General features: G+C 29.4%; 18 protein-coding genes. All 18 read right to left on the reverse strand.

Annotated features, from left to right (window positions below):
• Positions 1-81 precede the first annotated feature (81 nt).
• The 18 genes from BMY79_RS00085 to cdaA all read right to left on the reverse strand — a co-directional run bounded on the left by BMY79_RS00085 (position 82) and on the right by cdaA (position 22987).
• On the reverse strand, positions 82-2664 hold the full coding sequence (locus tag BMY79_RS00085) for an N-acetylmuramoyl-L-alanine amidase family protein (RefSeq protein ID WP_074730262.1): 2583 nt from the start codon (positions 2662-2664) through the stop codon (positions 82-84).
• 235 nt (positions 2665-2899) lie between these two features.
• Positions 2900-5410, reverse strand: coding sequence for a glycoside hydrolase family 25 protein (locus BMY79_RS00090; RefSeq protein WP_074730263.1), 2511 nt, complete (start codon positions 5408-5410; stop codon positions 2900-2902).
• A gap of 27 nt (positions 5411-5437) precedes the next feature.
• On the reverse strand, positions 5438-6943 hold the full coding sequence (locus tag BMY79_RS00095) for a hypothetical protein (RefSeq protein WP_029066963.1): 1506 nt from the start codon (positions 6941-6943) through the stop codon (positions 5438-5440).
• Positions 6940-8412, reverse strand: a complete 1473-nt coding sequence (locus tag BMY79_RS00100; protein WP_242941472.1) for a flippase — start codon at positions 8410-8412, stop codon at positions 6940-6942. The genes BMY79_RS00095 and BMY79_RS00100 overlap by 4 nt, the downstream gene beginning before the upstream one ends.
• Entirely contained in the window at positions 8393-9379 is a 987-nt protein-coding gene (locus BMY79_RS00105; RefSeq protein WP_027421912.1) for a WaaS/CpsH family glycosyltransferase, read from the reverse strand. The genes BMY79_RS00100 and BMY79_RS00105 overlap by 20 nt, the downstream gene beginning before the upstream one ends.
• Positions 9380-10654, reverse strand: a complete 1275-nt coding sequence (locus BMY79_RS00110; RefSeq protein ID WP_022748637.1) for an O-antigen ligase family protein — start codon at positions 10652-10654, stop codon at positions 9380-9382. It abuts the gene before it with no gap.
• 2 nt (positions 10655-10656) lie between these two features.
• Positions 10657-11514: a glycosyltransferase family 2 protein gene (locus BMY79_RS00115; protein WP_074730265.1), complete on the reverse strand. Its 858-nt coding sequence runs from the start codon at positions 11512-11514 to the stop codon at positions 10657-10659.
• Positions 11515-11541: 27 nt separating this feature from the next.
• The gene (locus tag BMY79_RS00120) at positions 11542-12261 is read right to left on the reverse strand and encodes a glycosyltransferase family 2 protein (RefSeq protein WP_022748634.1); all 720 of its coding nucleotides are present in this window, start codon (positions 12259-12261) and stop codon (positions 11542-11544) included.
• A 42-nt stretch (positions 12262-12303) separates the two neighbouring features.
• On the reverse strand, positions 12304-13095 hold the full coding sequence (locus tag BMY79_RS00125; protein WP_022748633.1) for a glycosyltransferase family 2 protein: 792 nt from the start codon (positions 13093-13095) through the stop codon (positions 12304-12306).
• 17 nt (positions 13096-13112) lie between these two features.
• Positions 13113-14552, reverse strand: coding sequence for a sugar transferase (locus BMY79_RS00130; RefSeq protein ID WP_027421910.1), 1440 nt, complete (start codon positions 14550-14552; stop codon positions 13113-13115).
• Between the two features lie 26 nt (positions 14553-14578).
• Entirely contained in the window at positions 14579-15814 is a 1236-nt protein-coding gene (locus BMY79_RS00135; protein ID WP_029066959.1) for a hypothetical protein, read from the reverse strand.
• A 24-nt stretch (positions 15815-15838) separates the two neighbouring features.
• Positions 15839-16903, reverse strand: coding sequence for a glycosyltransferase family 2 protein (locus BMY79_RS00140; protein WP_022748629.1), 1065 nt, complete (start codon positions 16901-16903; stop codon positions 15839-15841).
• A 120-nt stretch (positions 16904-17023) separates the two neighbouring features.
• Entirely contained in the window at positions 17024-18013 is a 990-nt protein-coding gene (locus tag BMY79_RS00145; protein WP_074730266.1) for a glycosyltransferase family 2 protein, read from the reverse strand.
• Position 18014: 1 nt separating this feature from the next.
• Positions 18015-18836 (reverse strand): glycosyltransferase, encoded by an 822-nt coding sequence (locus BMY79_RS00150; protein ID WP_022748628.1) that lies wholly within the window; start codon positions 18834-18836, stop codon positions 18015-18017.
• Positions 18837-18999: 163 nt separating this feature from the next.
• Positions 19000-20370 (reverse strand): exopolysaccharide biosynthesis polyprenyl glycosylphosphotransferase, encoded by a 1371-nt coding sequence (locus tag BMY79_RS00155; protein ID WP_022748627.1) that lies wholly within the window; start codon positions 20368-20370, stop codon positions 19000-19002.
• 28 nt (positions 20371-20398) lie between these two features.
• Entirely contained in the window at positions 20399-20662 is a 264-nt protein-coding gene (locus tag BMY79_RS00160) for an HPr family phosphocarrier protein (protein WP_022748625.1), read from the reverse strand.
• A 110-nt stretch (positions 20663-20772) separates the two neighbouring features.
• Positions 20773-22116 (reverse strand): CdaR family protein, encoded by a 1344-nt coding sequence (locus BMY79_RS00165; protein WP_074730267.1) that lies wholly within the window; start codon positions 22114-22116, stop codon positions 20773-20775.
• A complete protein-coding gene (cdaA, locus tag BMY79_RS00170; RefSeq protein WP_022748623.1) occupies positions 22085-22987 on the reverse strand; it encodes a diadenylate cyclase CdaA in 903 nt (300 codons plus the stop codon). Before cdaA ends, BMY79_RS00165 begins: the two co-directional genes overlap by 32 nt.
• Positions 22988-22993 lie beyond the last annotated feature (6 nt).

Raw genomic sequence — 22993 nt, forward strand, 5'->3', positions numbered from 1 at the left:
CGCTCATAAACACTGTCGAAATTAAACAAGTAAAGACTAGTAAAATACTAAATAATTTTCTTTTAAAATTCTTCAAAGTATTTATACTCCTTTTCTATTCTCGTATTTTCCATTGTTTATGTAATGCATATAATATCTTGTTAAATCATTTCCAAAGGCTGCTCTTAAATCGCTATAATTATTAGCATAAGCTTTTACATTAAATGTTGCACTTGCCTGACGACCTTCTCTCATACCACATTTTACAAAATGCTCAAGTGTTAAAGCATCGTCACCGCCAAAAGCATTCTTAATGTCACAATTATTATTTACATAATAATTGTAATCATATACATCTGAGTAATCTACACCTTTATATGTTGTGACAGGATTCTTAACTTCACTACAATTTGTAGTTGTTCTATTTTCTCTATATCCCATTAACATATAATGTTCATAGTATTTTTTCATATCATTTTTAAATGCTGCTCTTAAATCTGAATTCGCATTTTTGTATGATACAACATCAAATGTTGAACTTGCTTTACGTTTTTCGTTCATGCCAAATCTTACAAAATGTTCAAGTGCGCCATAATCATCACAATCAAAAGCCTTACGAATATCTTCATAAAATGCTATATAATCTTCGTAATTATATACTTTTGAGTAATCTACACCTTTATATGTTGTTACTGGATTATAAATTTTATCGCAATTTGTTGTTGTTCTATTTTCTCTGAATCCCATTGATATATAATGATTTACATATGCCTTAAAATCATTTCTATATGCTGCTCTTAAATCAGAATTTGCATTAATATATGATTTAATATCAAAGTTTGCTATTGCTTGACGTTTTTCATTAATACCAAATTTCACAAAATGTTCAAGTGCTTTATAATCATCATCTTTGAAATAATTTTTTAAATCAGGATATTTGTCCATATAGTAATTGTAATTATATACCTTAGAATAGTCTTTACCATCAAATGATGTAATTCTTACTACTTCATTACAATTAACAGCTACTCTATTTTCTTTATATCCCATTGTCATGTAATGATCAAAGTATTTAACAAAATCATTTCCAAAGGAATCTCTTAAATCAGAGTTTGCATTTTTGTATGATTTAACATCAAAGTTTTCGTTTGCACGTCTGCCTTCTCTCATTCCGTTATTAACAAAATGCTCTATTAATTTAAATTCATCTGTTCCAAATGCACCTTTTAAATCTGCATTATGTTCAACATAGTATGAACCATCATATACTTTTGAATAATCTTTACCTTTATATTTAGTAACAAATCCTTTAAGACTAGTACATCCTGTTCCATGTCTTCCTTCTTTGCTACCAAATTCAGCAAAATGCTTATAATATTTACTCCAGTCTTTACCAAATTCGCCTCTTAGATCTGAATACTCATTATAATATGATTTAACATCAAAGTTTGCACTTGCCTGACGTCTTTCATTCATACCATTATCGATAAAGTGTCTATATAATGCCATTTCATCGTTTCCAAATGCTTTTTTAAGATCTGGATACTTATTAGCATAATACTCTTTATCAAAGACTGGCTTCATGTTAACGCCTTCATACGATAAACCTTTAGTTAAGCCATAATATTTAGCAATTGCTGTTGCATCAGCTATACCTAATCTAGTTCTACCTGATTTTGGTCCTAAGAAATTACCCATATCATATGCATTTGATTGATAACCATGTTCAATGATAATTCCTGGGAAACCATTTAATTTACTATTTTTTATAACTCCATAGTAATCTGCTATAGATCCATCTGCATATTTTGTGCCGTTTTCTGAATTTCTTGTTCTAACTCCGCCATTGTGAAGTCCAAGTTTTGCTAATTCATTTACAGCTGCTTGGGATAATGCATGACCGATTTGACCGATTGTACTATTTAATCCATAGTTTGGAGCATATACTTCTGCGCCGTTTGCTCCTGCATTAGATGACATATTACAGTGTAATGCAATGTATGCTGTGGCACCTACGCTCTTAGCATATACAACTCTTTGATAGTTATCATCCCCTGAAGATGTCCCTGGATGTGGACAACTTGCACTATTTCTTGTCATATATACAGTAACGCCTGAATATTTTCTTAATTCATCTCGACAAGCCACTGCTATATCAAAATTAATATCAGCCTCAGCCATTCCGCCTGCACTAGTTCCACCATGAGTTGCATCATGACCTGGATCTAGAACTATAACTATGTTTCTGTTAGCTTGATAAGTTTTCTTAAAGGTTTGTAGCTTACTTTCTCCTGGATTTAGAGTATATTTACCTAAATCCTGATCAGCATCTGCTAATGCCTTCTCGATACTATTTGTTGTTATAGTATTTCCATCTCCATCCATCGTAACAACGTTATTTGTTATTTTCTTTGAAATATCATTATTAGCGCCATCCTTTGAATTGTCTACTTTTGTGCTCGTATTAGTGTTGGCTATTGACACTTCTGTTGGCTCTTCATGGGCTTTCTTAATATCATTATATGCCTCATTATTCGTTGTCACAAAACTAGCCGCTTGTTCCTTAATCTGCTTCTTTAACTGTCCACTATTGACATCTGAGCTCGGGATCTGATACCAAGCAAATGTTGCACCAAGAGACGTAGTTAAAAGCAATGAACTCGCTTTTAAAAATCTTTTTTTCATTTTTTTTCATCATTCCCTTCTTTTTTATAGTTTAGGCTATCCCCTGTTGCGTGGATGAAGTATTAAATTATAATCAAGAATCAAAAAAGACTCTATCTCACCCTATATAATAACATTTATGTTTTTTCTTGTCATTATTTTTAATAATTCTTCACAAAAAAATCACATTTAAATTTCTTACTGCAATAAAAGAAGCGACCTTCCGTAAAGAAAAGTCGCTTGCTTTAATAAATGTTTAATTTTTTAAATATTCCATATAATAATTTTTAAGAACATCTCCACATTTTACATAAAGATCAGGATTTGCATCTTTATACGCTTTGACGTCAAAGTTTTCACTTGCACGTCTTCCTTCGTTCATTCCGTTATTAACAAAATGTTCTAAAGTTGCTATATCATCAAATCCAAAAGCATTTTTTACATCAGGATTATTATTTATATAATATTCATAATTATACACTTTAGAATAATCTACACCATCTAATTCTGTGACAGGTTCTATAACTTTGTTATCAAATCCCGTTGTTAATCTATTTTCAGTTTTTCCTGATTCCATATAGTGTTTGAAATATTTTACATAATCATTACGGAATGCTCTTCTTAAATCAACATATCTGTTTTTATATGATTTAACGCTAAAAGTCTCTTTGGCTTGACGACCTTCATTCATTCCGCAATTTACAAAATGGTCAAGTACTTCTTTATCACTTTTATTTTCAAATGCTTTAGCTACATCTAGATTGTGTTTAATGTAAAAATTATAATCGTATACATCTTTATAATCTTTTCCATTTAAAACTGTTACATAATCCATCAACATATCATCGCATCCTGTTGCAATACGATTTTCTGCTGCTCCGCATCTCATATAATGTAAATAATATTCTTTTAAATTATTTCCAAATGCATTTCTTAAGTCTGCATATCTATTTTTATATGATTTTACGCTAAAGTTTTCTTTTGCTTGGCGACCCTCATTCATTCCGCAATTAACAAAATGTTCAATCGTTTTGTTTTCATCTAAATTAAATGCGGCTTTTATATCAGGATTATTATTTACATAATAATTAAAATCATATACTTTAGAATAATCAGTTCCTTTATATGATGCTGTTGCATCTACTACTTTATCTCTAAATCCCGTGGCTTCTCTATTTTCATTAGAGCCACAATAAATATAGTGTATATAATATTGAGACCAATCATCTTTATACGCATTTCTTAAATCTTTCCATCTGTTTTTATATGAAACAACATCAAAAATTTCATTTGCTTGTTCAGCATTTTTTATTCCGTTTGTAACAAAATACTCTAATGCTCCGATATCATCTAAATTATACTTTTCTTTAACTACTAAATTATGTTCTTTATAATAATTAAAGTCATATACTTTAGAATAATCTACTCCATTATAATTTGTAACAAAACCAACTATTTGATTTTCATATCCTGTTAATGTATTTTTTCTGCTCGCTTCATGACATCCTTCAGAAAGAAAATGTCTATAATATTTTTCTAAATCTTTTCCAAAGGCATTTCTTAAATCTAGGTTTGCATTTTTATATGAATTAACATTAAATTCTGCAGAACCTTGACGTCCTTCTGCCATTCCAAAATCTATAAAGTGCTCGTAATACTTTTTATAATCTTTTCCATATGTAGATAAAAGGTCAAAGTATTTTTCTCTATAGAATTTAGGATCAAAAATCATGTTTCCCTGGCGTCCTTCTGCCATTCCATAATCTAGGAAATGTCTATATAGTGCTATATAATCATAGCCAAATGCTTCTCTTAAGTCCGCGTATTTATTTGCATAAAATTGTGAATCGAAAACCAAAGAATAATCACGTCTTGATTTTAAGCCGTCATCAAACCAGAAATCCAAGTCAACATACGTAGAACTCATTCCAAAGCTTTTTGCGTCACCAGTCGAACTACATTGCCAATAATCATACTCGCCTTTATATGCTGTTTTGTCCACATAATTTGCTAGCCATATTCTATGTTTTTGAGCAATTTTGTCAGCATTTAACTGGTCTCTTAACATAGATGCATTTGCATATACCATTCCTGTATAGCCTAAGCTCTCAACTTTATCACAAAACGCATTGCATATATCTGTTGCCTGTTCTTTAGATAATTTAGCTTCATATAAACGTCCTGTATTATTGGCTGCATACTCATAATCAATTACAATTGGTAAAGAAATATGATAGTTAGCAATTCTCTTCAAAACATACTCGGCCTCATCAACAGCTTCAGGTTGAGTAATTGCTTGAGAATAAATATACACACCAACGGGAATATGTGCATCGATTGCACCTTGTAGGTTTTTCCTATAGTTTTTATCTTCTCCTAACACTCCCTGTGCACTCTTACCACGATATCCAACTCTTATAAAAGCAAATTCAACGCCTGCTGCTTTTGCCTTTTTCCAATCTATATCACCTTGGTATACTGATATATCAACGCCTCTTTTTAAATTTTTACAAGCTTTGCCTGATATATTTTTATTTTTAAAATTATCAAATACTATCTTATTTGCCGATCTAGCTTCTTTCGATGCCAAATCATTCTTTGCTTGCTCAATTTCATATTGCGGATCGTCAATTTGTGCAACACACTTTGTTTTCTTAGTATTATTCAACAGTATACCTGCTGCCATAGCTACAAGTAATACTATTGAAATACTAATTAGTAGCATCTTTCTCCTTTCTTTAAGTTTAGAAAAAATCTTTTGAGTCATGTGACCTCCCTCTGAGGCATTAACTAACTATTCAAGAACAATGCTACCGATAACATTTACACCTAACTGTTCAAACAATTCAAGTTGTTCGTCGATGTCAACATATGATGTCTTACTTACTTCTTCAGTAACTACAACATTTAATGGATTCTTTGAAGTTGCAACTTCTTCAATAAATTCATTACTGTTCATAAATTTTACTTCTACATCTTTAAATAAGTTCTTAGAAATTATTTCTTGCATTTTTACATTTTCATTGTCATTAATAAAAATTATGGAACTTAAACATTTTGCTTTAGTTAATGCAACACATTTGTGATTTATATTTTTAAGAACTTCTTGTTGTGGTAACACTTTTCTTCCAAAAAGTCCCATAATTTTCTGATCTAATTTACTAACTTTTTTATCATTGACTGAAACAACACCTAAAACAGAAATTCCAAAAGAATCTCTTACTTCTGTTTCATTTTTCAATGTTTTGTCTAATAAATATCTTAAGGCTAAAACTATCAAACTTAAGAAAATACCTAAAGCTGCTCCAAGAACAACTAATTTTTTATTAACTAGTTGTAAAGATGGTACTTCAACTTCTACTTTTTTATTTTTACTATTTCCAGTTGAAATTGTGCCATCTGTTGTATCTATATATACTAAGTTATCTTTTTCATCTAATGATAAATTTTTAACCATTGCCTTATAATATTCTCTTGATAATTCATCTAAGTTATTTAAATTATTTACTATAGATGTATTAATTTTATCCATTTTTAAAGCAACATTTGATTGTTGTTCTAAGATTTCATTATCTGATGTTTTGATTAATCTATCTGTTACTTTTGTTAAAGTAACTCCATCGTTTTGTGATTTAATTAAATTAGCATTGTTCTCAATTTTATCTTCAACAATTTTCGCCAAATCTTCTACTTGTTTATCATTTGAAGCTGTTACAGTAATTTGAATTACTTTAGAGTTGTCATTAGCAACATTCACTTCTACTTTATCATTCTTTGACATTTTTGATGTTTTATCACCAACTCTAACTAATTCAGAAACATATTCTTTTGAATCTTCAAATTTATAATCTTTTACAAATGATTCATAAATATCGTTATCACTTAAAAAACTTTTTAAAGTTGTTTCAACATCATTTTTTTCTTGTGGCTGTGACACCTTATAGACAAATTTATGCTGATAAACTTTATTAGGATCTAAGTTCATCAAAATTGATTTATTTGAATAATCAACGTAACTTTTATATTTATTTAAATAAATTTTATATGCATTAAATCTACATTCTGCGTCTTTTTTTTCTGCTTCATTAAGACTTGCTGTTACATCATCATAAGATATTTTGCCACCTTTTTGTGCTATTTTTTGCATTTCTTTAGCTGCTTTAACTTCTTTATGTGATTTATAAATTCCTACACCATCTAATAAAAGCATACCAACTATTGCACATACAATAATTGATCTCCATTTTAATACGATACGCATAAGCATATCTTTAACGTTTACTACTACTTCTTTTCTCATTTTTTCCTCCTATTTACCATATCCCATAACTGTGTTGATAATTCTTTGACTAGTTTTTCTTTTGATACAAGTAAAACTACTCCATAAACCCCAAAAAATACTGTTGCAACTATCGCCATATATATAAAATCCTGTACTCTTGATTTTATGTTAAGCGGAATATCTTTTATTAAAAACACTGCAACAAATGCCAATACATTTGCAATTATAATCTTACCATAGCTTATTTTTTTAAAAAGCTTAATATTTACTTCCGTCATTGAACAAAACTGCACTACAAATACCGCAATCTCAGCTGCTAGTGTTCCTATAGATGCACCTGTTGGACCGAATTTAGGAATAAATATAATATTTAGTACTAAATCAACTAAAGCACCTACTATTGATGAATACAAAACATTTTTTTCTTTTCCTAATGGTACAAGTAATTGGTAACCTGTAACTGCTGTAAATGCAATAAACACTATACTTGGCATTATTACGACCATTGGTGTTATTGCTTTAGCAAATTTGTAGTTTGCGATAAAGTAAATTCCCTCTCTTGCAAAAAATGAAAAGAATATAACTACTGGTAATGAAATTAATAATGAAAAATCTAATACTTTTTCAATTATTTCATAGAATTCCTTCATTCTTTTTTCTTTTACAAAAATTGAAGCTTTAGGTAATAAAACTGCACTTACTGATGTTACTAAACTTACTAAAATTGTTTTTATTTTTACAGCTGTACTATAATAACTTACTGCATTTTCGCCCTTCATAAATCTAAGCATAACAATATCTAAATTAGTATAAATTGTTGTTGCAACTGTTAATGCAAAGAAAATAAAAATAGGTTTGTAATGTCTTTTAAAATTATAATTTCCAACTGGTTTTAACGTAACATATTTCTTTAAATTAATTAAGTTCATTATATTTGATGCAGATGATGCAAAAATCAAAATTGCTCCATACCACATATAATCTTTTGGCTTATGTACTAAAATAAACATAAGAACAATTGATACAAGCTTGAAAAATATTGATCTTTTAGTTATATATGTATATTCTTCTAATGCTTTGTATAACCACTCTACACCAATCGCATTTAACAAAATTATTGAACTCATTACTAAAATAAGCCACTTATCACTATATAATTCTGGAATAAATATAGTAATTCCACCTAATACAACATATGCAAACACTGCTGTAATTAAGTTAATAAATAGAATTTCCTGCGTTATTCTAGATAATTCTTCTTTATTCTTTCTATTTTGAGCACATATTCTAACACCATATGTTGGAATACCTAGCTGCGCAAACATTGAAAAATAAGTAACGATTGTCGAAATCGAATTAATTTTTCCATTCATTTTTACGCCAAGCGTATCTGCTATGTACGGAAATGTTATTAATGGAAAAATAAATGCTGACATCGAAAGAATCGTGTTCATTAACGCATTTACTTTAACTGATTTCTTTTTCATCATTTACCTCCAATGTTTCTATTATATGAATTGGACTGTATTCATTATTATATTTATAATTAGGCATATCATCATTTTTTACCCAATCCCAATCAATATCGCCTAAATTTGTATAGAATTTCATATATCTTTCATCATAAAATGGAAGCTTTTTAATATTTTCATTATTTGTAAGTAACTTTTTATTATATACAATTGCTTCATAATATCTTAAAGTAACACCACTTTGTCCTTTTTGTGTTATATCTAAAATACATTTTGATGACTGCATTCTTCTTAACATTTCATCATATGGCAAATATGTATTCATTGAATATTCTTCACCAATTTGATTAATTTGATTTTGATTTAATCCTAGTAATTTTACATCTACGTTCACTTGATTATCTTTAATCATGTTTTTTAAATTTAACATCATATCAAATCTATCTTTTACGCAACCTAAATAAAATAAATCTTTTTCATTACTAGCTTTTGTATCAAATTTAAAAGTCGAATACAATGTGTTTTGATATTTAAAACCATATTCTTTTGCATCAATTGGATCAAATGTTATAATTTCATCGAATTTAAATTGTTCCATTAATGACTTAGCAACGGATACACTTGGATAATTAGCTGACATTGGGTCAATTAATAACATCACAACTTTTATTCCGGCATTACGTAATTGTTCTAAATTTGCTAATTCAATTTTTTGTAACGCCTCATTTGTAAATAAAACTGTCTTTTCTTTATTACTACATGTGTTATCCTTGATGATCTTATTTATCATCTTTTTTTTATAAATAAGTTTGTAGTAAAAATTTTTTATAATAGAATCTATTTTTCTGATGTATCTATTACTTGATGTTGCTTTAATATATGTTTCATATAGGAATTCAACATTTTGTAATTTTTTTAAATCTTCTAGCATATAGTTACTTATAATTCCATAATTACTTATGCTTATAACGTAATATTTCATCTAGCTTTTTATCTCCTTTACCCTATTGTCATCCTTTAACTTTGTATAATACAATGCCAAAAGAGCAAATGTTACAATAGTCATTCCAGAACTACTTGACATAAATCCTGGGTTAAAAAATGGTTTAATCAGCCAAATCACAAAATTTAATAACAATATTATTTTTGCAATATTATCTTTACACCATTTAACACTTATTTCAAAAAATGTATAAATCAATCCACCTATAATTAAGAAAAATCCAATCACACCGAATTGATACATGTATGACATATATTCTAGCTCATAACTATGTGGATTCGATTCTGAACGTATAAAATCTTTGACATATGAACCTAATCCATGACCAATAAATGGTGATTCTAAGAATCCTTCATACAGATGTTCAAATTGATCATTTCTTACACCGTCAGATGCTTCAACCTGTGTTCCTGAGAATCTATATTCTAGCGCTCCTGAAACATTTTCTATAATTTTTCCATCTTTATACAAGAATAAAAATGCAACCGCTAGTAAAACACATATAATTCCGGATAGAATTATTAACATATTTTTATAAGTTAATCCTTCTTTTTTGAAGTAATAGAATATTCCAATTAATGCCATTGCTAAGAACTGAACTATTACAACCCTAGAATATACAATCATCGAATACGCTGCCATTACTGCAATCAATGCGAATTTTCTACTTATTGACTTCTTGCCGCAAGCTAACTCTATACTCATTAAAATCAAAGGTATAGTATCATTTGAGGTTGTGATTCTATAACAGGTTATTGGTCCCATTTTAAATTCAAGACTCATCCACTCGGCATTCAATAGTTTTTCGAAAATAACACCTACTGCATCATATGATACCACATGAACTATAAGAGCCATCTCGATAAGAATCTTAAGTCCCACATAAAAAATAACAGCCATCCACAGTACTTTAATTGCTCTGTCTATATCAACCCATTTGTTTTTAAAACATAACAATGCAATTATAATTACACTTATTAATGAAAAAAATGATTTAAGGAATGTCTTCAAACCAGGGGTATATCCACCTGCAATACTTAATATTCCCCATAAAATCATAATTACTACTATTTCGATTAGTCTTATTGTATACCGATCCACTACAATTTTATTTTGTCTTAGCATTTCTACTGCAATACAGCCAAAAATTCCAAGCACCAATAAAATTTTTACAGGAATTCCAATAATAGATCCTGATGGTAGTACAAAGGAAAACAGCAATACATAAAACAACCATTCAATTATTTTCCCCAATATTATTCTCCTTTCTCTTGCTGTCTAAGACTTTTTACAAAAGCCTTTCCATCTTTTACTCCCCTAATCATAGCTGATAATTTTTTTATTTTTTTGTCTTCACAAACTATAGTTTTAATAAAAAACTTATAATATTTACCCTTTTCTTCCTTTATATCAATAGAATTTCTATGCATATACATATAAATTATTCTATTTCTAACAATATAATACTTTCTAAAAGCTGAATGATTTAACACTGTAAACTTCTTGCCGAAAACTTTTTTTGTTTTACCATGTCCTATTTCATGCATTAAATGTACTGTGTTAATTCTATAAATTTTATATCCATGTTCAACTAATTTTGCACAAAAATCATGATCAACTAAATCAATGAATAATGGTTCAAAGAATCCGCCGACTTCTTCCCATGTTTTAACTGATGTTAGTGATGCTGAAGTTATACATTTGTCTAATTCTTCAACATCCCCTTTAAAACCAACAACCTCTTCATAATTTCTGTCCAAAATAAGTGGACTAAGTGAACCTACTTTATCTAATGTTGTCATATATTTCATATATTCTGACATTATATTTTGAGGTACAACCGAATCTTGATCTAATGTCAAAACATACTCATACCCATTTTCTTTTGCAAATTCAAACATTTGATTTAATGCTCTTGCAATACCTACATTTTTATTATTCTTTACAATTGATAACTTATCATAATTCTTTAAAAGGGTATTTTCTATTTCATCAATGTTGTTAGATCCATTATCAATACAAACAACTGCATCAACTTGATCAATTACAGCTTCAATGTTTTCTTTTAATCTATCTTTTTCAGGATTATATAATGTAATACCAGCAACTGTCATTTTTTCACCTCTAAATCTCTTGCAAATTTATTTTACTCTTCTTTTTCCTCGTAGGCTTCTTACTAATAATGCCCACATGAAAAATACACGATTTTTTATCATTTTGCCAACACCATAATGACTCATTGATGATACATTATCACCATGTCTTCTGTAATGGAACAATACCTTTTTGTAAAAATATGATCCACCATGAATATCTCCTAATACTCCAATCCATTGATCATGCATCTCAATATAATTTGGAATAGGAAGTGCATATTCTAAAAGTTCTCTTTTAAAAGCCATACAACAACCAATGTATGAATTTTTAACGATATTTTTTATGGCACCATTTTTTGAACCTCTATATTCAATAAATGATGGAATTGTTACTTCTTCTTTCTCGTTAAACACTTCTGCATCATGTACCACAACAGATGCCTTTGTATTCTTAAATACTTCTAAAACTTCTTTTACTTTTGTTGGTTCCCAAATATCATCTTGATCACATAAAAAAAGATAATCCCCTTTAGCTTTTAATAGTGCATTCTCAAAATTCTTCTTAACACCAGCTTTAGGACCATCTATTAATCGGATATTAGAATACTTATTTGATAATTCTTCAATTATTTTTCTTGTATTATCTGTCGAAAAATCATCTGATATAACTAATTCATCTTCCTTTGTCAAATTGACCATTATTGACTCTATTTGTTTTTTTATATATTTTTCACCATTATAGGCTGCCATACATACTGATACCATAATAACCTCGCTAATCTATCTAATCATGCATATTCAAATGATTTAAAATAATTTAAATCCCCATTTAAAGAAATATTTAAACATCGATTGCACATGAATTTTAAATAATTTTTTGTTTTTATGTGAACCTTTTTCCCATTTATGAATTACAGTAGCTCCTGGATAATATACTAATTTTGATACTTTATTTACTCTCTTACATAAATCAGCATCCTCTAAATACATAAAAAATCTATCATCAAAACCTTCTAATTTTCTATATAAATTAGTTCTTATTACTAAAAAGCTTCCCTGTCCAAATGGAACATCAAATACTTTAGTGTAATCCTTATCTTGCATAGTATGCTTAGCTTGTCTTTTTTTGAACTTATTTTTCATAAACATTCTGATAAACATATCAAAAATTGTAAGTTCAGTTCTATAAACAGCTTGTAAATTACCCTGCTCATCCTCAAGTCTTGGAATAACCATTCCAATTTCACTATTAGCATCCATAAAATTTATTATTTCTTTAAATGCATCTTCTTTAAATAAAATATCAGGATTTACAATAGCATGATATTTAGAATCGATTTCATCTAAAATCATGTTATGGCCTTTACCAAAGCCTTGATTTGTGTTGTTAGTTCTAAATTCAACGTCTTTAAATTGTTTTAACTGTGTTTTAAATTCTTCTCTTCTAGCAAATTCTTCTTCTGTCGAACAATCTGTATTATCTACGATGTATATTGTTTTATCAATAGAATCGCTAGTAAATTTTTCTAGCGATTCTATTGCCTCAACAACTTCACCATAATTTTTATAAACTACAATTGATAAAGTTAATGTTTTCATTTTTTTCCTCTGATTTTTTATTTTGATCCTTCTTTGTCAAAAACAACTTTAAATGTCTTAAATAATATTTTAACATCTAATAAAAGTGACCAATTTTCAATATATTTAGTGTCAAGACGTACAACCTCATCGAAATCAGTTATATCACTTCGTCCACTTACCTGCCACATTCCTGTTAAGCCTGGTTTCATACTAAGTCTAATTTTATGATGCAAATCGTACTCTTCGTACTCATTTGCTGTTGGTGGTCTTGTACCAACTAAGCTCATATCGCCTAATAAAATATTCCAAAATTGTGGTAATTCATCAATACTTGTTTTACGAATGAAGTTACCAATACCTTTTCCTGGTCCCTTTTCTGAACCGATAATTCTTGGATCATTTTCCATTTTAAACATTAATCCGTTCATTTCGTTTTGAGCCATTAATTCTTTTTTTCGCTCTTCTGCGTCTAAATACATTGATCTAAACTTATACATATAGAAAATACGACCATTTTTACCTACTCGTTTTTGTTTGAAAAAGATAGGACCTGGTGATGCTTTTTTTATTGCTGGTCCAACAAAAATAAGTGCAATACCTGTTATAAGTAATCCTACTAATGCTCCAACAATATCTACTAAACGTTTAAGCGCGATTTGCCATCCTGTAGCTGCATTAATTGCAGTTGTGATAACATGTTGATCCCCAATATTTTCAACAAATTCATTTGGAAGATCATCTGGTAAAAATCCCATTCCAACATGAACTGTAACACCCATACTCAAAAATGTATTTATTAAATCTTCAACTTCAAATTTTTCTCTGAATGTATCAATATAAACCTCATCTACTACATCTTTTTTGATGTACTCAACTAGTTCTTCTTTACCTTTTAAAGTCTTAATTCCCATCACTTCATCTGGTAGATTCTCACCTGATTCTAAAAATGAAACACTTGAAATCTTAAATTGTCTAAATTTTTTATTAAGAATACCTTTTAAACAACTTTCAACATGTTCTTGTGATGAAATAACTAACATATTTGATTGATTTTTTTCTTTTGTAAGCATCTTTCTTACTACCTGTTTCCAGATAATTCTACCTAAACTACATGCAATAATAGAAACACCCCAACTTAACAAGAATACTGTTCTTGATAATAAGTATGATTCCTTTACCACATATTCGTATAAAAGTAGTAACAATTGAATAATTGTAACATGTTCAATTGTATATAAAATTTCTGCTAACGCGTCTCTTTGGATGATATGTTTATAATTCTGAGAGAAAAATACAACTACAATATCTAAAGCCACTAAAATTATAGCAAGCTTAGTGTACATTTGCTCTCCTTGTAATAAGCTTTCTTTGTGTCTAATACTATATGATAAGAAGAAAGCAATTTCCATAAATATAATATCTAGAATTTCGAAATCCCAGTGTTTCATCCAGTTTATATTTTTCTTGCGATACATAATTTCCTCCTTAATCTTTTCCGACTTTATATTATGTTTCCGCTGTCTGTTTTAACTAGAAAAACACTTTCTTTCCTAGTATCACATTTAAAATCTGCAAAAACTAACAATAATAGTGGATTATATGCCATCTCTAGCATATGGTGCTCCATGAAACATGATAAAGCAACTACCATTATAGCTCCTACAAGCACTAGTCTTTTTGCTTCAAGAGCTTTTTTAGCTATAACAACCCACATTATCAATACTGTTGCTAATACAATAGCTCCATACATTAGTAAAATTCTAATATACGAATCATCTAAAAAGAAATAATTTTCGTGGTAAACTGTTGATTTTCCAAAGCCCCACTCTTTTATAAATTTACCAAATAAACCTATTTTATATTTCTTTATACCTTGCGATGAATATGTCAAACGCATACTTAGTTTTTGATCTAAACCGGCCCACTTTAAATTTGCTGGATCAAATTTAACTGCCATAAAAATAATAAGTGCACTAAGTGCCATTGGAATTAATGCTATCAATTTAAATAATGGATATTTTCTGATATCAAAAAACTCCTTATAGGTCATTGATTCATAATTCATTTCTTTATATTTTTCTGATAACTCATATGTTTTTACAAAGAGTAATACAAAAGCGAACAAAACAAGACATGCATAATTAGTATAAGCTACACTTTCAACTAACACAAATCTCGCAAGAAATATAGTCATAATTATGTCCATAACTGTCACTATTCTGTTCTGTATACAGCATCCTACCACAACTAGAAATAAAACATGTGCAGAAAAATCAGTTGGATATATTACTCCAAACGATCTTCTAGTTCCTTTTTCTAGCAATTCATAAGTCAGGTTTGGAATCAATCCTGTAATACTAGCAACAAATGCTGCACCGATAACAACTGTTCCAACCCAGAAATACACTCGTAGGATTTTATCAATATTAATTTTAGATGCACCTATTATCAAAAATGCAATTTCTATCAATACTGAATATCCACTTATCAAACCTGCAATTGTAAAAAGCAAAAATAATCCGCCGTATTTTATTGCCTCTGCTCTTGTTATTTCTTTCCTGTTAAAGAAAATCTTTAAAGTTGTATAACAAGCTATCAATCCGTAAAAAATCAATCCAAACTTAGGCGGCCACTTATCAATAAACATGGTAGTATCTAAAAAATCATGTAATAAGATAAGTCCATACACTAGTAAAAAACCTATTTCCCAATAATCATGTCTATTTTTAGTCTCCATTTATCTTTACCTCAATACTTACCTCTAATAATACAATTTTTTATCTAATTTCCAAATTCGTTTTATATCGAACAAGAATTTAGAGAACTTACTATTATAAAATTCATCACTCATGTGTAATTTATTAAAAACAGTAAATACTTTGTATTTATTTTTTACGCAGCCATACATATATGGACTTCTTGCCTGAATTTTGCTATTTGTTTGTTCTACAACTTTTCTATATTTTTTCTTATCTGGACTCTTTATTAATGCTACTTGATAATAACTTCCAATAAACATTGATGTTTTCTTAGCCCAAAATAATTTAGCACCTTCAGGATCAGGGCACTGCGCTAGTTTCTCTTCATAGCTTAACATACTGTCAATTACCTTATGGAAATGTGGTAATCTCTTCAACTGATTCTCAGCCGCAATACTTTGGTTAACATCTCCTACTCGATACACATATACTTCTTCTTCAACTAACTGAACTGTCTTAGCCATACATGCTGGCATTGTTGCATATTCCTGATCTTCGTAGAAAATACCTTCAGATAATTTATAATTTTGGCTTGTGTAAAAATCTGTTTTATATAAAATACCATGATACTGTACACCATTAAAAATATCTGGCCAAATATCCATAATCTCTTTTAAAGAATATATTCTATCTTTATTTGAATCGCGATTTACAATATCTCTTTTTGTATATTTTTTAGTAGAGATATCATAATCTACATAACTTGATAAAACAACATCTGCATCTGATTTTTCCAAAGCATCCATAAGTTTCTCAAGATTCTTGGTAATAACCCAATCATCTGCATCAACACATTTAAAAAATTTAGCTGTAACATGCTTAACACCTTCATTAATTGCTGAGCCATGTCCACCATTTTCTTTATTAATAATCTTAAATGTATCTGGATATTTATCTACAAATTTCTGTGCAACTGCAACACTATTATCTGGAGTACCATCATTAACGATAAGTACTTCCAATTTTTTCATTTTATCTGCATCGTCTAAAATGAATGTTGATAATCCTTTGTCTAAAAATTTTTCTGCATTATATGTTGGTATAACAATTGATAATAATTTATCCATAATCTTCTCTAACCTCTTCTTTCACATGATAATAATATAACACAAATTCCGCTTATTTGCGACATTAAAGCGTCTATTTATTCGCCTTTTTTTATTTTTTTCTCAGTTAATAGTCTTTTTTTATTTTAATATTCTGTATACTAATGAACCTAATCCAAATATTTTGTAATTTGACTTTCTTAAGGCCCAAATACTTTTTTTTGTAACAGCGTTATATACTCCAGGATAATTATTTTTCATTTTTTTATCAAAGTCAATCATTTCCTGTTTAATTCCTTTTTTATTTCCCATACTCAAATAAATTTGGAATTGATTTTGAGCTGATAACGCTATTCCCGAATCAATATATCTTTTTTTATAAGTGTCTATGTTATTATTTCTTTGTGAAAAAGCAAATAAAGAATTTAATACTCTTTCGTGCTCGCCACGTCTTTTTTGCATTGATTTAATGTCAACACTTTGACCATTTCGTCCAAGTCTATACATATATACGAAGTGATTATCATAATATATATTTGTACAATATGGAATTGGATATAAAATATATTCCGCATCTTCGTAAAAACAATGCTCGTCAACTCTTACATTATTTTCTTGTAATATAGATGTTTTTACTGTAAGGGAATGAATTTTTACTATTGGCTCTCTTACAGCTTCTATAAATTTCCAAGCTCTTCCATAATGACTTTCATTTAATGCAGAATATCTTTTATCCAATATTTTTTCTGTTTTATCTTCTATACAATAGTAGTTTGATGCAACAATATCGCTATCTACTTTTTTTAAAGTTTCAATAAAGCTAGGAAATTCAGGTGTATTTACCCAATCGTCTCCATCTACAACTTTAAAATACTTACCTTTAGCTTCGCTAATACCTCTATTAATTGTAGATCCGTGTCCACCATTTTCTTTATCAATTACTCTAAATGTGTTTGGATATTTTTTTTCATATTCTTTAGCTTTTTGAGCGGTTGAATCCTTCGAACCGTCATTTACAACAAGCACTTCTATATCATCTATAACTGTCTCTGCAATAAATGAATCTAAACATTTTTCTATATATTTTTCTACATTATATGCAGGAATAACTATTGTAAGAATCTTATCCATTTTAATTGTCTCCTTTACTTCTTAATGCTTTTCGATAAAATACTTTTCTCATTTTGGTTGGCGAATATACCATTGCAACTGTCAAAATACAACTTATTATATATTCAATGAAATTCGTTATTTTTAATTTATGTTCTAAAGAACGTAACTTTAAATATCTTTTTCCATATCCTGCTCCGCCACGTCTAGAATAGAAATCCTCATTCGTTCTTGCTTCCACTAAAATTTCTGACAAATTATCTAATTTATATCCTTTTGCCATTGTTCTAATCCATAAATCGTAATCTTCTAATTTAGGATAATGTCTGTAATTTCCCGCATCTAAAATTGCATCTTTTCTAAACATTACTGTCATATGATTTACTGGATTTCTATATTTACCATAATTTCTTACATTTTGAAATCCTTGAGGCATTTTTTTAACGCTCTTATAAGAACCATTATCATAAAATTCTTGAATAGCACCGCCACATACAGCTACATCTGTATTTTTTCTTAAAAATTCATATTGTAATTGTAATCTATTTTTTCGTGCAATGTCATCTGTATCCATTCTCGCTATAAGTGAATTAGAACACATTTTAACACCTTTTTGTAATGCTAGCCCTAATTGAACATTTTCTTTAAACTGAAATGTCTTAATATTAGGATATATTTCTAAACAATCTAGTATAACTTCTTCTAGTTCGTCTGTTAATGGACCGTCTTTTATCAAGACTATTTCATCTGGTTGTAGTGTCTGATTTATAATACTCATAAGTGCTTCTTTAAAATAGCTAGGCTTTTCTTTTTTATAAACCGACATAAGAACTGAGATACCCATTTTGTTTTTCCTTTTATCCTTTCTTACACTTAAATACTGATGTAAGCGTACTTTTTCTACTCACTTATAATGTTTGGCACACAAATTTTCTTACAATGTGTTACCGTACACTCATATGATAGTTTTCATAAAAAAAGCCCATGAATTACTCATGGGCACTTTATTAATGCTTTTTCATGGCTGTTGTCTGACTTTGCTCTACACCTTCTGTATTTTCTTTTACAAAAAGAATCTTGAATGTAAGTAATAAAATCTTTATATCTAGCCATAGTGAATAATTTTCAATGTATGTAATATCCATCTTTAGTTTATCGTATGGAGTTGTGTTATATTTTCCCCACACTTGAGCATAACCTGTTAAACCTGCTTTAACTTTAGTTCTAAAAGCAAATTCTGGAATCTCTTCCATGTACTGTTCTGCAATAATTTGTCTCTCTGGTCTTGGTCCAACCAATGACATATCACCTTTTAAAATATTAAACAACTGTGGCAACTCATCAAAATGTATATTACGTATAATATTACCTACTGGAGTAACCCTTGAATCACCTTTAGCTGCAAGTCTTGCTCCTTTTTTCTCTGAATCAGTTGTCATACTTCTAAATTTATAAATTTTAAATGGTGTATGATCTCTCGTCAAACGCTCTTGGGTATATAAAATTGGACCCCAATCATACAATTTGATACATATTGCAATCACTAACATAAATGGTGATGCCAACAAAATACCTATTAAAGATAGAATTATATCAAAAAATCTTTTGAAAAATCTCTGTGTAATTGACAATCCTTGATTTCGTAATAAATATAATGGCGTATCAAATAAATGAATATTATCTGAAGCTCTAAATAAAATATCCGAAATCTTTGGCGTACAATAAACTCTGATACTGTTTTGATAACAATATTTCATAACATCGTTTCTTGTTTCAGCTGGCAAATCACATAATACCACGCCCTGATACTCACTGATTGTCTCAAATAATTTTTCCTTACCTACTGTACAACTTATTGTCGCACAAATATCATATTTATCTCTTCGTGTATTAATTTTATCAATCAATTCATCTGGTGGATACATACCATATACCACTATCATCTGACGTGGTGGATACAATGCTTTATAACCTTCTCTAATAAGAATACTCCATAAAACAATAAAACCAACCTCTATCATCATAACATCTATAAGTGGCATTGGATTTACATAATCCCTGCAAATCAAACATAATTCAAAAAATGCTACAATATTTCCAAGTAATAAGGCTAATACGTTTGATAAAATAATATCTGTCAATCTTAAATAGCCTATTCTATAACCGCCAAATACTTTTGTAAAAAAGAAAATGAACAATAAATACATACCAATAACTGCCCAGTTTCCTCGTCTAAAATATGGTGTAATACCTGACACGCCAATGTTCCAATTAGCGTAATACTTATACCATAATATTGCAAACAAAATGCCGTAAACAATAAGTGAAACTACGTTTGCAGCAAAATTTAACAAATGTTTGTAACGTTGTCTTTTCATTTTTTCATCTTACTCCAATTAATGTTTCTTATTCCCCAAAGCCATTTTCAACAAGTTTAATCATTGCCTCTAATGCCTCTATTTCATCTTCTCCTTCACATTTAAAAGTAATAACATCGCCGCATTTGATACATGCTCCTAATACACTTAAAACACTCTTTGCATTAGAAATAGAATTATTGTGTTCAAATGTAATTTTACTTTTAAATAACATCGCTTCCTTACAAAGCTCACCTGCTGGTCTTAAATGCAAACCAGTAGGATTTTTAATTAGTACTTCTTGTGAAACCATAATAACCCCCTTGTCTTGTCTCTTTAAACAAGCAACCCTGCTGTCAGTATTATTTTTACTAAAACATTATACACTATTTTGTTCATTTTTTAAACTTTTGTATAACATTTTTAATTTGTATTGTTTGAATTTCCATCATTACCTGAATCTGTAGTACCTGCCGATGAATTGTTATTTGATTGACTTTGGCTAATGGTCTTAATAACAACCTGTAAAGTAACATCAGAATATTCATACTGGGAAGAATCTAAATTAAATTTTATTTTAACATTATGCGATCCTACTCCCATGCCTGACAAATCAGCAGATGCTGTTATCGCATCTGCATTCAATTGCGAAATCAATTCAGGACTAGCTGTTACTTTCGTAACAACATTTGAATTTGCAAAGCTAGCTTGATACTTACTAGTATCTAACCCGCTTATTTTAATATTACTTGTTGGAACTGTCAAGGTAACTGACTGTTCTTCTTGTCCATTCATATACATGTGAACTGCAATCTTGCTTTCTTTTGCGTTAACTAAAGCTATTCCTTCAGGCAATAAACCTTTAATGTCATAGTATGTATCAGTTCTTGTTGTTACATTCGAAGCATCTAATGCATTTGATGGAATAACTATTTTTTCAATTTCCTTAAGTTTTTCTTCTCTTCCCTTTACAACGATGGTTTTAGGTTCTGGAACCAGACTCACTTCTGCTCCCTGTCCATTCGTCACCTTAGGATTAGACATTTGAACGTTTAGTTGCTTTGTTTTTAAAATTTCCGCTCTAATTACAACCTGATTATTACTTAAACTTAATTTATCTGTTTTTATTTCTTTTCCCGCAGAATCATAAAGTTTTGGTTTGACGCTATCAGAAATATCAATTTTCATATTTCCAACATCAATGGTTGCAACAACTGAATGAACTTTTTTCACTTCTGAATATGGTCCTGAAACCTTTAGCACTGTTGGTGTCTCGACCTTAACATTACCAAGTGCATATCCTTGTGCTACTGTTCCAGTCGTATTTGCTGAAATCACAAATTGTTTTGTCTTTAATTTTTCTAATGCCAAATCAACATACTTAACCTGTGAACTATATTTAAGTTGATTATTATATCTTTTACTTTCAATTTTAATTGGAACTGCAGCTGTTTTCTCATCCTCAGATATCATTGCTTCTGAGAAATCAGCTGTAGCAACAAAATCGTCATCTCTCATTTTGTCTATAACTGTCTTCTTAGCTGTAACAGAAAAGGTAACTGTATTAGCCCCATCTTTTATATCTGCCCATTTTCCCATATTCGTTATAAACTCTGTATTCTTCATTTCAACATTAACTGTATAAGTTCTAATCTTAACTGGGTCATTTATATTATAAACCATCAGCCACAATGCAAATGAAAATAAAATAGCTAATATTTTAAATCCGAGGTTATTAGTTATTTTTCTTAGAATTTTTTCTAACATCTATTAACCTCCTCTTCAATATCTCAAATTTAGTTGCCTCATGTGTTCTATTTTGTACATATTTAAGTTTCTTGCGAAGATAGTCTTCATCAACATCTCTATAAATCTGTCCTCTTAAAGCAAATGAGACCTTTCCTGTCTCTTCTGAAACAATTAGAGTCATAGAATCACTTACTTCACTTATTCCAACTGCTGCACGATGCCTTGTTCCAAGTTCTTTACTTAAAGCTAAACTATCTGACAAAGGCAAATAACATGTTGCAGAAACAATTCTATCACCTCTTATGATTATCGCACCGTCATGTAAAGGTGTATTTTTTTCAAAGATGTTAATAAGTAACTGTCTAGAGACAATACCATCTACGTTAATTCCTGTTCGAACATAATCTTCTAATTCTATTTCATCTTCTATAACGATTAACGCACCTGTTTTTACTTTTCCCATAGCGTAACAGGCCTTAATCAACTCTTCTATAGTTCGATCGGAAAATTTTTCAGACACATCTTTATTAGCTATAAAGAAAGGAGCAAATATATTTTTTTGGCCTAAATTTTCTAATGCTTTTCTAAGTTCTGGCTGAAAAATAATTACAAGCGCAACAACACCTACATTAAATGTATTTTCAGCAATCCATAATATTGTATTCATTTGAAATACTGCAGCAACAGCCACAAACACTAAAATTATGATTATACCCTTAAATAAATTCCAAGCTCTAGTGTTTTTTATCCAAATAAGGACATGATAAATTAAAACTGAAATTATTAAAATTTCAATCAAATCAACCAAAGTCACTTGAAAACTCGGCAAATTCAAGTACAAAGATATACGTTCTTTAAATACTTCCATGCTTGCCAAAAAATCTTGCATATACTT

The organism is Lachnobacterium bovis (assembly GCF_900111325.1).
GTDB lineage: Bacteria > Bacillota > Clostridia > Lachnospirales > Lachnospiraceae > Roseburia > Roseburia bovis_A.